Raw genomic sequence first — 15,879 nt, forward strand, 5'->3', positions numbered from 1 at the left:
GATCACGTGAATGCAGAGATTGCCCAAACCAGGGATTATAACGGCAACGCGTCAGCTTGCCCGCAGTGTCCACATGACCAATAATACTAGTTATGTGCCACTAATGGATGTGATAAGCGTTTCTAAGAACGGAGGGGATCGCAGCCATCTTACTAGCCCCTACTATGGCGCGGTTGTACGTGAATCGTTATATTCATATGGGGCCTCGTTTTACTGGTAACAGAAAACGTGCCCTGGCTAGGGAAGAACACCAGTAGAGCCTCTCCAGGTTCGATGGCTACCCTACGATTGAGCGCTTGGGGGGCCTCCTCCTTCACGGTACACTGTTGGTCCACTCCGATACAGAGCACTTGCCTTATCCCATCGGATGGATTATGAAAATACATCTGCCCCTTGCCCTTCATCAAGACGGAAGTTTGGGAAAAGCCGGTTTGCGTCAAGTTCACATGAGGGGCAAATGCATAAGCCCCGATGTTGTAGCAACCTGCCAGCACAATACCAACCAGGAATATCAGGCCACCCAGTGGAAGCTGGACTTTGACCTGACTTATACGAAGGTCAGCTAAGCCCCACCTATGCCTGAGTACCCTGGCATATCCAGGGAATATATAGTTGAAACCATTTTGAATTGAGAACAGAGGAGATCAAATGTCTACATCAGTGCTCTACATGTCGATGTCCCTTGACGGCTACATTGCCGGCCCCAACGACGAAGTGGGCAACCCTGGCGGCGACGGCTTCATGCGGCTGCATGAGTGGTTCACTACTCCAGACGGAGCGTTCTTTCGTCCGTCCGGGGAGGCCGGACAATTGATCGACGAAATAAACGCGACCGGCGCGGTCCTGGTGGGTCGGCGGCTCGCGGAGCAGATCGATCACTGGGGCGGTGATCATCACGGTGCTCCTATCTTCGTCGTCAGCCACCAGCCGCCTGATCCCTCGGTGGCCAAGTATCCGTTGGTGACATACGTAACCGATGGGATCGCCAGCGCAATGGCACAGGCCAAGGCCGCCGCCTCTGGTCGCGACGTGTTAGTGCATGGTGCGTACACGGCGCAACGAGCGCTGGAGGCAGGGGTGCTGGACGAGTTGCAGATCCATCAGATCCCGGTGCTCTTCGGTAGTGGTCGTCGGCTTTTCGAGGTATTGCCTTCGCGCATCGAGTTGGAGATCGTCCGGGTGATCGACACACCGCAGGCTACCCACATTCGCTACCGCGTTCGGAGCTAGCGCCGGTCTTCTTAGGCATACCTATTCTGCCAGCTTCAACGCCTTCCACACATCTGCCATCGTTCTGCTCCTGCGCAGGGCCGTATCTCGCTGCTCCTGGGCCTGACCATCTGGCAAGAGAAAGGCTTTCCCATTCTGGCGAGAGTCTCGCTGAATTTGGGATGCGCGGGGGCGGCGAAGTGCCTCGTATTCGCCCAACCGCTGCTCAATCTCCGATGGTTCGGCTCCCTGGAACGTTTGGGCCAGGACAACGGCGTCCTCTATGGCCTGAGCTGCTCCCTGGGCCTTATGTGGCAACATGGGATGGGCTGCATCTCCAAGCAACGTAAGATGACCATGGTTCCAGCGTTCAAGAGGCTCCCGATCATAAAGCGCCCAACGTCTTGTCTGACCAAGCGCATTGATGATCTGCTCGACTCTCTCGTCTCCACCTCCAAAGGCCTTTGCCAGGTCTTCAACTGCGCCAGGCTCATTCCATGACTCTACCATCCAATCGTCGTTGGGAATCACACAGACGACGTTTAACAGCCGTCCAGACGAGATGGGGTAGCTCACCAATTCCCTCCCCGACCCGAGCCACACTATTATCCTGGGGGTGTGTTGAAAATCCCAATCTGGCAGGTGCTCTCTCGGGATGAGTCCACGGTAGGCACAGGTGCGGGAGAAGCGTGCCTGATCCTGGCTGACAGATTGACGCACAACGGAGTGAATGCCATCGGCTCCGATGACGAGATCAACTTGCTCCGTTGAATTGTCGGCAAATGTTAGTGTCACCTGCCTATTTTCCTGTTCAATGCGAATACAACGTTTGTTGAGGTGAAGTGCTTGAGAAGGAATGTGTTCGCGTAAGATGGTATGTAAATCAGCGCGATGAATGGTCCAATAAGGTGCCTCTTGCTGTTCTGCCCCACCACGGTTCAGCGGGATGTGTGTCAGCAGGTCACCATTTTGCCAACGCCTGATTTCCAGGGCCGTGGGTTCCACCACAACCTCGCGTAAATGCCTTTCCAGGCCAAGCTGAAAGAGCAGGCGTGTCGTATCAGGACCCAACTGAATGCCCGCGCCGACTTCGCCGAATTGAGATGCCTGCTCGTATAATGCGATATCAAAGCCTGCTCGCCACAAGGTGAGACCTGCTGCCATGCCGCCAATACCTCCGCCAATAATCGCGATCCGAAGTGGTTGCTTGTTCATATCACTCTCTCCCTGACTTCATTACTTTCGCCTGACTTTTTGTGCACATCCCTCCACTGCGATCCAGGAAACAGCAATAGTATAGAACTGAACCTCCAAACCCACATCACCCATTGTGGGTGATTACGACATGTGATGAACGCGCGGCATGCTCTGGCAATCATGCACCGTCAGAACCAGCTCGTGGCGGAATAATCGGCCACTTTATACTGGAAGCTCCTGTTCTCCCTCGCCATCTTCACACTCCCGCTGTTCTTCTCTCACCCGCCAGAATCATCCTTTTAGGGTGATGCTAACACCCGCTGGTTGCAGGTATACTGGGCACGGTGATCATACAAAAATCTCTGATGAGCGAAGAGGAGAAAAAACATGGAATACATCATTCCCAGAGGGCAGCTTGGTCCAGGGCATCTGTTTCAAGGAAAGGAGTATGGGGGTGTTCCCATTTCATTTTTCTGGGTCCAGGCGCAGCCCGGTCAGGGTCCTCGATTGCACGTTCATCCCTACGAAGAGGTCTTTGTGGTACAGGAGGGTCGGGCAACCTTTACTCTGGGTGACACCACCAGAGAAGTAGAGGAAGGGCATGTCGTGATCGGACCAGCTCATCTTCCCCACAAGTTCGTCAATTCAGGAGCGGACCAGCTCAAGATGATCAATATTCATCCTGGCAAAGAGGTCATCCAGCAATGGCTTGAGGAATGAGACAGGAGAGACCGGGCCGCATTCGTCCAGGGAATCTCTTCCATTCTTTCTGAGGAGTTAAAGAACATGAAACTAGGACTGCATCTGTATGATTTTCACTGGCCGGTAGGAGCAGACCAGGCAGGCCCCACGCTAGCTCGGATTGCCCAAACCGCTGAGGCCAGCGGATTTGATCGCATCAGTGTGCCAGATCACGTGTGGCAAAGTCACCATCTGAACGGGCCAGAGCGGGAAATGCTGGTGGGCTATACGACCCTGGGCTACCTGTGCGCGCACACTAGCCGGATCAAGCTTCTCGCTCTCGCCACGGCATCTCCCTACTGGGCACCGGTTTTGCTAGCAAAGACGGTCACGACATTGGATGTGCTTTCCGGAGGTCGGGCCTGGCTGGGTATTGGAGCGGGCGATTACGAAGAGGAGGCACACGCGTCCGGGCTTCCCTTCCCAGCGCTCAAAGAGCGCTATGAGCGCCTGGAGGAGATGCTCCAGATCTGCCTGCGCATGTGGCAGGGCCAGCAGGGAGATGAACGCCCATACGAGGGGAAACATTACCGCATCGGCCGCACGCTGAACCTGCCCCAGAGCCTCACCCGGCCTCATCCACCAATCCTGATTGCTGGCGGTGGCGAGCAAAGGACGTTGCGCCTGGTCGCACGGTATGCCAGTGCCTGCAATTTACGCCCCGGCCCGGATATCCCGAAGAAACTGGAGATCTTGCGCCAGCATTGTGAGGCTGAGGGACGGGATTACCATGCGATCGAGAAGACGTGTGCGGGTGCCTTTGATGTGGGCGAGGATGGTTCGAGGGTTGGCGAACTGATCAAGCAACTACAAGATCTCGCCGCTATGGGCATTGAGACGGTCCTGGGTGTGGTCCCGCATGTGTACCAGATCAAGCAGCTAGAGGTGATCGGTCGCGAGGTTATTCCTGCTGTTGCAGAGCTATAAATACAAAAAGAGGCCCGGTTGTGGTCATTGGACGCAGCAAGAGAGATCGGCTGAGGTCAACACCGAAATTATCGCTTTTCTGCGATAGAAGATTATATCATTAGCGAAATAGCTTGAAAGAGATCAAGAAAGGATTCATTCATGAATAGACAGCAGATGGAGCAAGAGATTATACGACTGGCAGACACCTGGACTGCTGCTGAATTGCGCGGAGACATAACCTTTATTGAGAAAACCCTCACCGATGACTTCGTTGGAATAGGGCCACTTGGCTTTCTGTTAAACAAGCAGCAGTGGCTTGAGCGACATCGGTCCGGTGAACTGAAGTACGAGACGCTGGACCTGGATGATGCTCAGGTCCACATGTACAGTAGAGTAGCTATCCTGACCGGCAGCTATGTCCAGACCTCAATCGCTCGTGGACATGGTGTTAAGGCTCAGTTGCGCACAACCCTGGTGTTTGTCCAACAACAAGAAACATGGCAACTGGCAAGTCTGCACTACTGTAGCATTGGTCAGCCACCGACTTTCACACAATCCCCGCAGCCCTAGAGGTTCGGAGGTATCCTACGACTGATACTCGCTATCAATCGGCATGAACGAGACGGGGCTGACGCGGTAGCGTTGGTGGAACAATAAATCTGGAGTAATACAAGGAGAGATGCGAGGTGTTTGATACAACATCTTCTCAGCCACTCGGTAAGACAACGCGCTTTCGCTTGCTTCATTTCTTCAAAGAGAGTTTCGCGCTTCATCCACTATTGACTCTCGTAGGGATGACGAATGTGCTGGTGCTACTGGCAGCGTTAGGAGGCATTGTCGTTGATCACAGGATTATTACAGGAATGCCAGCGTGGGTAAAGCCAGCCAAATTTGCCATTTCGATCAGTATTTATAGCTTTACACTCCTGTGGTTGCTCAGTTTTATTAAAGGACAGAAACGGCTAGTAAGCATGGTGGCGAATGGGACTGCGGTCTTTCTGACGGTTGAGATAGTGATTATTGTTGGGCAGGTTATACGAGGAACGACCAGCCATTTCAATAATAATACGCCACTGGATAGAACCCTTTTCCTGATTATGGCTGTTTTCATCGCTCTGGTATTCGTCATGGGTATAGTCGCTGCCATCTTGCTGCTGCTCCAGCGTCAGCAAGATCTCGCTTTTACATGGACGTTGCGGCTGAGTATGTTCATTACCCTGGTGGGCATGGCAGCGGCATTTTTGATGACAAGGGGACCAACCCCGCAGCAATTGGAGATGCTGCGAACTGAAGGACATACCTCAACTATTGGTGCTCATAGTGTCGGTGTTCTCGACGGAGGGCCGGGTTTGCCGTTTGTTGGATGGAGTACGGAGGGCGGAGATCTGCGCATTCCTCACTTTGTTGGGTTGCATGCGTTGCAGGTGTTGCCGCTGTTCTGGTGGCTGTTCCTGCGCCGCTCAAGGTTGTTGAGAGATAGCCATCGGGTGGCGCTGGTCTGGACGGTGGGTGCGGGGTATCTGGGAGTGGTGGGATTGCTCGTATGGCAAGCGTTGCGGGCGCAACCGCTCATCGCTCCTGATGCTGATACGTTGAATGCGTTCTCAATATTGATCAGCGCAGTGGTGCTGACGGTAGTGGTAATAGTGCTTCATGCACGTACAAATGCTAAAATAGTTTAGATGCGAGAAAAAAGAGTGTAGAGAGTGGGATTGGGCGAGAGATAAGCCAGGAGTTTCGTAGGCTCATACAAAATAAAAGGAGAAGAGAATTAGATGACGAAGAAAACGCTTGCCTTCGTAGTCTACCCGGGCATATCCCTGCTAGAATTAGTGGGCAACCGCACCGTGCTGGGAATTATCCTGGCACAGGAGGGATCACCCCTGAAATTCCTGGCAATCATGGGAGGAATCTTTCTTACCTCATGAAAGCGCCCCTCCCCCCTTGCACGTTTCGTTCCGCTCCACTATACTAGAAAACGGTGAATCCCAGCCATCACCGTTTTCCATCCCATTCGCCCATCTGAAAAGATATTATTTTCTACTATTGATAACTATTTTTTATAGATATTGTTGAGGATATATATGGGTGTTGAGAATACTACTATAGGCAACTATCATGTTTTGTCTATCATCGCATATGGCTCTTTTGGACGAGTCTATCTAGCCCGTCACAATGTGCTTGCCAACCGCACTGTTGCGCTCAAATTAATGCATACAGTGCCACTTTCTTCCACAGAAGAACACCAACAATTTCTGCACGAGGCAAAGATTCTCGAACTCCTGCAACATCCCTTTATTCTCCCTATTCTAGATGTAGGTATCCACGATGGAATGCCTTATATTGTCTCAGAATACGCGGAAGGCGGTTCTCTGCGCCAGTATCTGAAAGAACATCAGGGGCAACTATGTGAGTTAGAAGAAGCGCTGGCCATCCTCTCACAGATTGCTCAAGGACTGCAACATGCACACCAGCAGAATATCATCCATCGTGATATCAAGCCAGAGAATATCCTTTTCAATGGCAAGAAAGAGGCCTTACTCGCAGATTTCGGCCTCGCAACGATGCTTGCGACAGCCAGCGTCAAATATGTGACGAATGCCGGTACACCACGCTATATGGCTCCCGAACAGTTCCAGGGTCAGATCAGTAAGGAAACCGATCAATATGCACTTGGTTGCATTGCTTATGAACTCCTGACCGGCCACGCTCCTTTTGATGGCATAGAACCAATTGCACTTATGTATCAACATGTACATGTTACCCCCCAATCACTTATCCAGTATAATCCACAACTGCCGCCATCAATCGATCAGGCCATTCTCAAAGCCTTGAGCAAACAACGTCAGGATCGCCATACAGATGTCGAAGCATTCATGGCAGCTCTATCTACCTCTACACAACCTCTTGCATCGACGCCTCCAGCAACTCAAGTTGTCATGTCATCAGCAATGCAAGAGGCAGCAAGTCCCACATCCAATTCCTCTGATGCTACTCTCCCTCCTACGAAGATCGCAGAAGACAACATTCCCATCAGCCCACACGCGCCCTCAGCTAATCACGTTCAGAGAGGGGACGAGCCACAAGGCACTACCATTGTCCCGGCGAATCTGCCCGCAATCAGTCCAATTGCATCGAACAATCATTCAAGACTATCTTCTCGGCCTGAACGAACACAGATAGATAAATTCGGATTTCTCATGCCGCGCATTACGGGATCAACGCGGCGCGTAGCGGTAGCTGCGCTAGTTCTAATACTTGTCGTTGTTGTCGTCAGTTCTTCGCTCTGGACCTGGCAAAATGCTCATTCAGCAAAAACACAGGCACCATTGCAACCAACAAACACCGCAATGCCTACCCTGACCACCATAGCCAGTCCGACCACCGCATCAACGCCTACACGCATCACGGATGTCAAACCGATTCCGCCTACTCCTACTCCTACACCCATCCCGCCTACTCCTACGCCAGCACCAGTCCCACTAAAATTGGTGGCGAGTTCAACGGCGATACCAAGTAGCTCCAGCCAATGTACTTATGTGTCAAGTGAAGCCAGCTACATTTGCCCCATAACACTGAGTACTTCATCAGGTAATCCAGGAGCTATTCACTGGTCAAGCTCCTATGCAGTGCAAGGTTGTTACACCACTTGCGAACCTACCAGCATAGGGATAAGCCCATCTTCAGGTACTTTGAATGCTGGTGATACCGTACACGTTTCTATTTCCTCTCAGGGAGATTGTTATCATCCAAGCAAAAAAGGGTCTATCACTTTTTCTGGCCCCGCGAATGCCGTTACCATTTCATATAACTGCGATATCAATTAAAATTAATATGAAAGGAGCGAGGCAACCCCTCTCTCCATATCGGTTTCTTAATAGAGAACGTTTTTTGTTGCCAGAGTTCTCAAATGTCGAACTCTGGCAACAACGTCTGGATTTCCTCATCTTGACGATCATCAGCATTGGAATCGATATCCCCGTGCCATAAGCGCTGCATCTCTGCACTCGTCAGCAAGAGTTCGTCCAGTGTACCCTGTGCCTCCACTTTTCCATCTTTCAATACAAGAATATGATCGGCCTGGCGCAAGGCTGCGCGACGATGCGAGACGGCAAGCACCGTTGTATCGCTCTGGGCGAAGATGCGCTGCCACAAGAGCGCCTCCGTCTCCACATCAAGCGCGCTGGAGAGGTCATCCACGACAAACAGGGCCGCCGGACGCACAAACATGCGCGCCGCAGCCGCTCTCTGGATCTGCCCTCCCGACAGACGCACGCCCTTCGGACCAACCACCGTCTCCAATCCCTGCTCCATCTCTGCGATATCTGTCTCCAGCACCGCCAGTTGCAACGCCGCGTTGAGATTTTGCTCGTTTTTGGGCAGTCCTAGCAGAATATTGTCGTGCAAGGTATCACTGAACAGACGCGGCACCTGTGCTGTATAAGCGCTATGAGGCGGCACAAAGAAGGTCGCGGGATCATCAACAACGCGGCCATTCCAGGTGATCTCGCCTCGTTCCTTTGGCAACAATCCCAGCAATGTCTGCAAGAGCGTTGTCTTGCCAGAACCAATGCGGCCCGTAATGACCGTCAATGTACCACGCCGAATATGCAAATCAATCTCCTCGATGCCGCGTCCGGTATCGGGATAATGGTAAGTAAGATCGGTAGCGTCTAGCTGACTCAGCGCATCGTCATCCTGTAGCAACAGAGCCGGCACCTCTGGCAGCGCTCCCTTCGTATAAACAGGACCATGCTCAACTAAGCTCTTTGATGGCGCTCCTCTTAACAGCGTCAGCAGTCGCTCAACGGAGACCTCCGCCTGCTTATACCCGGTGAGTATCTTGCCAAAGTGAGCCGTGAACTCAGTGAGCCAGCCCAGATAGTAGACGAAGAGCGAAAAGTCACCAAGCGTGAATGTTCCTGCATGCATCGATTGTCCTGCTAACAACAGAATGACGCCGGTTCCCACGCTCACAGTATTAGCGAAAAATGCCTGCAACACCTGATCGAGCAAACGATCCCGCACAGTTTTCTCAAGGCGCACATTGTTCAGTCGGCGAAAGTGCTCGATAATGCGCTCTTCAGCACTCGCCACCTGGATCGCCTGCACAGCTCCAAATAGTTCTCCCAGAAAGCCCGTGACATCGCCCATCGCCTCTCGACTCTCGCGCCTGCGCCGCCGAATCCGCTGTCCAACTGTATTGACAACGGCAGTGACGAGCAACAGTGGCACAAAAACGGCCAGGGTAATCCAGCTGTTAATCGTAAACATGACGACAAAGGCGAACGACGCAAAGACCATAAAGGCGATCAGGTCATTAAAGCCCATCAAGAACGTAGAGTTATCGTCCACATCGTCGCGCAAACGACTGATTGCCTCGCCCGACGAAGCCGGGAGCGCCCGCGCTCCGGGAAGTTCCAGAATGCGCGTAAAAATGTTCTTTTGTAGCAATGCCGAATTGGTGAACATAAACGGCGCGTTGGTTAGCTGGCAACCGTAGAGAAAAACGATGCGTCCCAGCGCACTACCCAGCACGAGGGCGGCCAGCCACCAGAACGGGATATCGGCCTGTGGCCCCGCACTGAGCCGATCGAAGAAATCACGCGCCACAAAGCCCAGGATCATATCAAAAAGCATGAGCATGATGATCGAGAAACAGTTGAGAAAATAGAGCCAGGGCCGAAAGCGGATCAAACCCCAGAAGAATTGCCAACCCTTCATATCTGCTCTCCCTTCGTGCTGATGGATCGAGACGGGATAATAACGTCCTCCACCATGTCGTTAGCCTCGTGTGCCGTTTGCAAAAGGCGAGAGAAGCGCGACGTTGGATCGGCGGCAAGCTGTACCCGTTCTCCACATTCACTGATACGCCCCTGATCGAGAATCATAATCGTATCGACACGCTGAATCGTATGCAGGCGATGCGCAATAATGATGCCGGTACGCCCCTTGAGCAGCTTATCCACCGCCCGCTCAATCAAGCTCTCCGTCGCCGGGTCCAATCGTGAAGAGGCTTCATCCAGAATCACCAATCCTGGATCGCGCAGAAACACGCGGGTAAAGGCGAGTAGTTGCGCTTCACCCGCCGAAAGGCCACCGCCACCAGCTGCAAGCATAGTATCCAGACCATCGGCCAGCTTGTTATACCATCCCATCAGTCCAAGATCTTCAAGCACCTGGAGAATGCGTTCGTCGCTGATGCTCTTCTCAAAAAAGGTCAGATTGTCGCGGACAGTTGCATGGAAGAGTTGCACATCCTGCGTCACCATGCCGATGCGCTTTCTCAGATCAGCGATAGCGGCAAAGCGTATATCCTGTTCGCCCAGACGAATGCTACCTGTCGCGGGATCGTAAAGCCGAAAGATGAGGCGCGTCAGAGAAGTTTTGCCGCTACCAGTACGCCCCAACAGGCCCAGCACCTTGCCCGGCTCAATGCGAAACGACAGATCTTTAATCACCATCTCTTCCTCGCCATAGCCAAAGTTCACATCTTCAAACTCAACGGCCAGCGGCCCTGCCGGAAAGGTCACGCCAGGACCATCCTCCAGACTGCTTTTCACCCGCAATAACTCGCGGATGCGTACCAGACCCGCGCTTGCTAGTTGAAAATCCTCGATCTCTTGCATAATGCCCATAATTGGCTGATAGATCAGGAGCGTATAGTAGTAGATGATAAAAGCAGTGCCAAGCGTCATCACGCCTGCCCGATAGAGCCATGCCGCCAGCACAAAAGCAAGCAGGTTGCCAAACGCAAAAAGCAAGATAGGCAAGCCCCAGGGAACGGCACCGATCAGCCGTGCTTTCCACGCAGTGCGCAGGCGTTCGCGGGTATGGGTAAAGAGGCGGCGCAACATATAGCTTTGCGCACCATTTGAACGGATATCTTCTGTTCCGGTCAGACGCTCCTCCAGAAAACCGTAGAGATTCGCGCTGGCCTCGCGGAACGCTTTCCAATGCGGTGTGGCGATGTTGCGCACCGCAAGCAAGGCGAACAGCACAATCGCGGCAAAGAGGATCAATGCCAGACTGACCCGCCAATCTATCCACATCAGCACAATCAAGATACCAACTAGCAGCAGCAGATTGCCAAAGATACGAATCACAAATTGCGAAAAGAAGTTTGCCAACGCCGTCACATCACCATCAACCCGCTCTATCAACGCTCCCGGCGTATACTCCTTATGAAAACCAAGATCCAGGCGGAGCAGGTGCAACGCGAGATCAACCCTCAACGCATTGGTGGCTGTCCAGCCCACACGTTCGCTGAGGTAGGTCGCCGCAATAGTCACAAGTTGTTGCACCAGCGCCACGCCGATAAAGAGGAGCGCGATCTGAACAAGAAATGACGGCACGTGCGGCGAGGTCACAGCATCAATAAAAGTACGCAATAGTTGTGGATTCAGCAATTGCAACCCGATCCCTCCCAGGAGGCAGAGCGCAAGCAAGGCGACCCGACGCCACTGAGGGGCAAGATAGGTCACGAGCAATTGCCGATATTCTCCCAACGGGATATGCATGTAGAACATCCTTTTCTTACCACGCGAATCGACCTGTTTTGCAGGCAGCAGCGAGGACCGCTTATTATTGATTGCTTAGAAGTGTTACAGCATGCAGAGAAAGGCACATATAGTCTCGTCATAGAGAATGAATCATCCCTCGTTGCAGAGGTTGGATAGATCCCTTTTACGTAGACTACATGCGTGAGCCAGTAGAACAGCTCATAGACAAGAAGAAAATGCTCTTATATTTTTGATAGATTTCATACGCTCATAGAAGCAATGGTAGCATAAGCTCACAAAGCCTGTCAATCCTTTTGAGGGACAAAGCGGCTTAATGAATGAGGGTCCAGACTGCCTGCGTATGCATCTCTAATGTTTGGGCGTCGATCTGCGTTTTGTTCGCATCTACATATAAAGGCAGGTGGATGGAAAACAGGCTACCTTGACCTTGCGTACTCTGAACATCAATATGGCCCCCGTGTCGCTCCACGATCTTGCGTGCGACATACAGACCCAGGCCCAACCCGGCATGTGGGCCATAGGCTTTGACATCAGGCATCCGAGAGAGTTGTTCTGAAATTTGCGTCACGAAGTCGGGAGGAAGTCCATCGCCTACATCACGAATCGAAATAATCGCCTCATAGCCCGATTGTTGCAACGTGATAGTAATCGGTGAGCCTTTAGGTGCCTCTTTCTGCGCATTGCCCAGCAAGCTCACAATCACCTGGCGTAAGCGGTCCGCATCAACTTCGGCCTCAACCAGATCGCCGCGAAATTCACAGGTGAAGGCTGGCCCAACTCCCAATGTATATTCATCGAGCAGGTGATGGCAGAGATCGACCAGGTCGTGAGGTGCGCGGCGTAACACAAACATATTGGTATCCATCAGTGAACTGTCCAGCAAGTCCTGCACCAGCGTCTCCGTGCGCTCAACAGAATGCTCCATATCCGCCAATCCCTGCTTGAGTACATCCCCAGGCACCTCTGCATCAAGTTGCCGTTGCAAGAGCTGCGTCATCCCCTTTAAATTCTCCAATGGAGCTTTCAATTCGTGGGCAACGATTTTCATAAACTTCTCTTTGGTGGCATTGGCGGCCTCAAGCTCTGCTGTACGCTTCTGTACCTGCTGCTCCAACACATTTGCATGCATTGAGAGGGCAATATGCTGCTCCGTGACTCTCCGCTGCAATTGATGCGCATGAATAGCACGCAGCAGCGCCGCCACCAGGGTATCGCGATCAACCGGCTTGAGGATATAATCATAAGCGCCACCGCGCAGCGCTTGAATTGCCAGGTCGTGCTCACCATGACCGGTGATAAGTAAAACTGGCGTTTCAGAGCGTATCTCGCGCAGCTCTTTTAAGAGCGCTAGCCCATCCATGCCTGGCATCTTAATATCACTGATAATCGCATCATAATCATACTGTCTGGCTAATTCTAAAGCCTTTTGAGCGGAATCGCAGGTGTCAATTTTGATCTCTTTTATCCGTAGATAAAGCGTTTGTGGCAATGCCCGCAATAATGCAGGATCATCATCCACAACGAGAATATATGGTGTACCGGTCATGGTTATAAATGGCCCCTCTCTCTATTCTTTATTTAAGATACGAGTCAGCCTGATAGAATGGTTTCGTCTCCGCAAAGACAGGCGGCAGCTGTTAGGATATACAGAGGGGATATACAGGTACAATTCAGAGAAGAGAGGAGCAAAGTGCAATGATTCAGAAGGGCCAATGGCAAGAGACAGCGGTGCGCGATCTGGTCACATTGTTGGAGCCACAGGAGGCGGTGCGAGCGCTGATTTTGAAAGGCTCATACGCCAATCCCGCTATTCAGCCCGATATCTGGAGCGATATCGATATAACGCTAGTTGTCTCCGATGAGAAGCTCTCAACGTTTTTTCCCACGCTCTCCTGGTTAGAACCGTTGGGCGACCTCTACACTTTCGACCAATCGACGCATGCTCACGGTGGCACCACACGCGCCTGCTTCACCGATTTTCGACGTATCGACTGTACATTCGTGGAAGAGGCACATTTTCTGGACCAGCCTATCCACAGCACGGCGACAAGGCTACTCTTTTCGCGCTCACCTGTTGTTGATGACAATCTGGCACACATCACGGTCGGGCCGCCAGCCGCGCCGCAGATAACTTCGGCAGATTTTAAGCATATGAGCAATCAGTTCTGGTTTAAAGGCATGCTTATTACCAGCAAAGTGATGCGCAACGACCTGCTGATTGCTACCCATTTAGCGCTAGAACTCATACAAGACCTCTGCATCCTGGCGATGATGCTGCGGGACCGCACATACGGCACGAGTCACCATCGCCAGGGCGGTATGGGTAATGATTTCATCGCTCAACTGAACCAGACACGCCACCTGTATACGGCGCTGGGCATCCTCGAAACCGTCAAAGATTGCAGCATCCAGTTTGATAGCCTGGCCCAACAATGGGTGCCGGGCTATCAGGAACGTCGTTATCCCTTGCTCGCCTGGATCGCCCACGCCCAGGAAATGCTATCTGGACCAGATATATAGCCAAAAGTCGTAGTCGAGCGATTTATCGCAGAAAAGTGGAAGACCGCGATAAATCGCTCGACTACGACTTTTGAAGATCACTTACTAATTTCTAGCTGTAGCATAACGGCTCTCATCTTCCGCCGATTGCTCCTGAGCTTGCGGCAATGTTGCCCGCCGCTCTTTTGTACTCAGCTTGCTTCCCTTCTTGATCCAGGGCCATTCAAGGAAACGATAGAAGGCGTAGGAGAACGGGAAGACGACCAGGGCCACACAGACCCAGAAGAGGGCATACACGACGCCATCGTGCCAGCTCTGCACATAAGGGAACACATAGGCCATAAACGCAAAGATGATGGGCAGATGCCAGATGTACAGGCTGTACGAGATGCCACCAACCCAGCGCAACGGCATCCATTCAAACGGGCGCTTTAGCTCAAAGGGGCCGAAGAGCAGAGCCATCATACAGAGACCATACCCCAGCGCAAAGCCAATCTCCACCAGCCAGCCGCTTCGGGCAATATACGGCTCCAGAAAGGCGAGGGCTGGAACATTGGGCCACAGCGCCATAAACAATAACCAGAGCAGGCCGCTCAACCAGAGCAAGGGCGAGACACGCCACAGCCGCATGGTGAGCCAGTGATCACGCGAGGCGTTGCGCGTGTAGACGTAGCAGAGGCAAATGAGCATGCCAATGGCGAAATCCTCAAAAAATTTGCCACCCACGCCATAGAGAAAGAACAGCACATAGTTGAAGGACTCGCGCGGCATCAGCACAGTTGCGTCGGAATGGGCAAAAAAGTAGTTGCCCCAATAGCGCGTAAAGAGTCCCCAGGCAATCATCAGCAACAGACAGCCAATCAGCGCTGGCACGCGCCATTGGACCTTGAAGCGGTTCAGCAGCCAGCGGAAACCGAGCGCCAGGAAGGGCAGCAGCATATAGAACTGCCACTCAATCGCCAGCGTCCAGAAAGGACCATTGATGCGCTGAAAGGTTGCTGTATCGGAGTCCATGAAGAAGATGAGAAACAGGAACAGCTCGCGCCAGTGTGCTGGCTGGAAGTACTCAGGATGCGCGAACAGCACAATCAGGAAGAGCGAAGCATAGTAGCCCGGGAAGATGCGCAAGACGCGTTTCGTGAAGAACGTGCGCACTGAGGGCCACGAGTCTCCCATTATCAGCGCCTTTGCATAGGGCATGAACAGCAAAAAGCCGGAGAGTATGAAGAACAGCGTCACGCCGGTCCACCCCATCACTGCAAGGGAGCCAACGGCTGGACTGATCTGATCGCGCGGCCATATATGTACGAACTGAGCTTGAAGGTTCACATGGTAGACAATCACTAAGAGACACGCAATAGCACGAACACCATCCAGAACTGCAATCGCATTTTTCTGAACCGGATTTGGGAAATGAGCAATCAATATACACCCACCTGCCTACAAAAATAAGAGTTTTACGTAATAATAGTAAAGGCATGACCGCCACACCTTCTTTTTGGTACACGAATAAACTTGGGGAAGCGAGGACAGCAATAAGAGAAATTGGTCAGAACTTCCCCTTTATCTATAACGCAGCGAGGACAAAGACGGACACAGGCGCTCGGGCTGTTGACAAGTTACTATAGGTCATGGTATGAGTCAGTGTACTATGTACACCTATGGAGACTTGCACCTTTGCGAGCGAAATAGTATCATCTTTAGTTGGCACGACTACAAGATTCATTGTGTACCAGTATCATAACCGTCGTCGTCTATTTCGCTTGTGGAGGGGAGGCAGGGCTACATTATTCACCCAGAC

General features: G+C 52.2%; 14 protein-coding genes. 9 read left to right on the forward strand and 5 right to left on the reverse strand.

Going from position 1 to position 15,879, the window contains the following annotated elements; translation table 11 throughout:
• Nucleotides 1–10 precede the first annotated feature (10 nt).
• Together K3T83_RS25835 and K3T83_RS25840 are read left to right on the forward strand one after the other, a co-directional pair.
• Nucleotides 11–220, forward strand: coding sequence for a hypothetical protein (locus tag K3T83_RS25835; protein WP_220205806.1), 210 nt, complete (start codon nt 11–13; stop codon nt 218–220).
• A gap of 428 nt (nt 221–648) precedes the next feature.
• Nucleotides 649–1,230 carry a dihydrofolate reductase family protein gene (locus K3T83_RS25840; RefSeq protein ID WP_220205807.1) on the forward strand — a complete coding sequence of 194 codons (582 nt, stop codon included), beginning with the start codon at nt 649–651 and terminating at the stop codon, nt 1,228–1,230.
• A 21-nt stretch (nt 1,231–1,251) separates the two neighbouring features.
• Here K3T83_RS25840 and K3T83_RS25845 read toward each other — a convergent pair whose 3' ends face one another.
• Nucleotides 1,252–2,424, reverse strand: a complete 1,173-nt coding sequence (locus tag K3T83_RS25845; protein ID WP_220205808.1) for an FAD-dependent monooxygenase — start codon at nt 2,422–2,424, stop codon at nt 1,252–1,254.
• Between the two features lie 369 nt (nt 2,425–2,793).
• Here K3T83_RS25845 and K3T83_RS25850 point away from each other — a divergent pair, with 369 nt between their 5' ends.
• The 6 genes from K3T83_RS25850 (at nt 2,794) to K3T83_RS25875 (ending at nt 7,883) form a co-directional block, all read left to right on the forward strand.
• Entirely contained in the window at nt 2,794–3,126 is a 333-nt protein-coding gene (locus tag K3T83_RS25850) for a cupin domain-containing protein (protein ID WP_220205809.1), read from the forward strand.
• 66 nt (nt 3,127–3,192) lie between these two features.
• Nucleotides 3,193–4,074, forward strand: a complete 882-nt coding sequence (locus K3T83_RS25855; RefSeq protein WP_220205810.1) for an LLM class F420-dependent oxidoreductase — start codon at nt 3,193–3,195, stop codon at nt 4,072–4,074.
• Between the two features lie 141 nt (nt 4,075–4,215).
• Complete coding sequence (locus K3T83_RS25860) at nt 4,216–4,626, forward strand: nuclear transport factor 2 family protein (protein WP_220205811.1); 411 nt, start codon at nt 4,216–4,218, stop codon at nt 4,624–4,626.
• Between the two features lie 116 nt (nt 4,627–4,742).
• The gene (locus K3T83_RS25865) at nt 4,743–5,738 is read left to right on the forward strand and encodes a hypothetical protein (RefSeq protein ID WP_220205812.1); all 996 of its coding nucleotides are present in this window, start codon (nt 4,743–4,745) and stop codon (nt 5,736–5,738) included.
• A gap of 93 nt (nt 5,739–5,831) precedes the next feature.
• On the forward strand, nt 5,832–5,984 hold the full coding sequence (locus K3T83_RS25870; protein WP_220205813.1) for a hypothetical protein: 153 nt from the start codon (nt 5,832–5,834) through the stop codon (nt 5,982–5,984).
• Between the two features lie 156 nt (nt 5,985–6,140).
• Nucleotides 6,141–7,883, forward strand: a complete 1,743-nt coding sequence (locus tag K3T83_RS25875; RefSeq protein ID WP_220205814.1) for a serine/threonine protein kinase — start codon at nt 6,141–6,143, stop codon at nt 7,881–7,883.
• Between the two features lie 79 nt (nt 7,884–7,962).
• On the opposite strand, the gene K3T83_RS25880 is transcribed toward K3T83_RS25875, so the two are convergent.
• From K3T83_RS25880 to K3T83_RS25890, 3 genes are all read right to left on the reverse strand, one after another.
• A complete protein-coding gene (locus tag K3T83_RS25880; protein ID WP_220205815.1) occupies nt 7,963–9,780 on the reverse strand; it encodes an ABC transporter ATP-binding protein in 1,818 nt (605 codons plus the stop codon).
• A complete protein-coding gene (locus K3T83_RS25885; protein WP_220205816.1) occupies nt 9,777–11,576 on the reverse strand; it encodes an ABC transporter ATP-binding protein in 1,800 nt (599 codons plus the stop codon). Before K3T83_RS25885 ends, K3T83_RS25880 begins: the two co-directional genes overlap by 4 nt.
• Nucleotides 11,577–11,889: 313 nt before the next feature.
• Nucleotides 11,890–13,125 (reverse strand): hybrid sensor histidine kinase/response regulator, encoded by a 1,236-nt coding sequence (locus K3T83_RS25890; RefSeq protein WP_220205817.1) that lies wholly within the window; start codon nt 13,123–13,125, stop codon nt 11,890–11,892.
• Between the two features lie 149 nt (nt 13,126–13,274).
• Between K3T83_RS25890 and K3T83_RS25895 the strand changes: the two genes are divergently transcribed.
• Complete coding sequence (locus K3T83_RS25895) at nt 13,275–14,099, forward strand: aminoglycoside 6-adenylyltransferase (protein ID WP_220205818.1); 825 nt, start codon at nt 13,275–13,277, stop codon at nt 14,097–14,099.
• A gap of 84 nt (nt 14,100–14,183) precedes the next feature.
• Here the strand turns inward: K3T83_RS25895 and K3T83_RS25900 are convergent, their stop codons facing one another.
• Nucleotides 14,184–15,503, reverse strand: coding sequence for an acyltransferase family protein (locus K3T83_RS25900; protein ID WP_220205819.1), 1,320 nt, complete (start codon nt 15,501–15,503; stop codon nt 14,184–14,186).
• Nucleotides 15,504–15,879: the final 376 nt, after the last annotated feature.

The sequence above is a fragment of the Reticulibacter mediterranei genome, assembly GCF_016587455.1.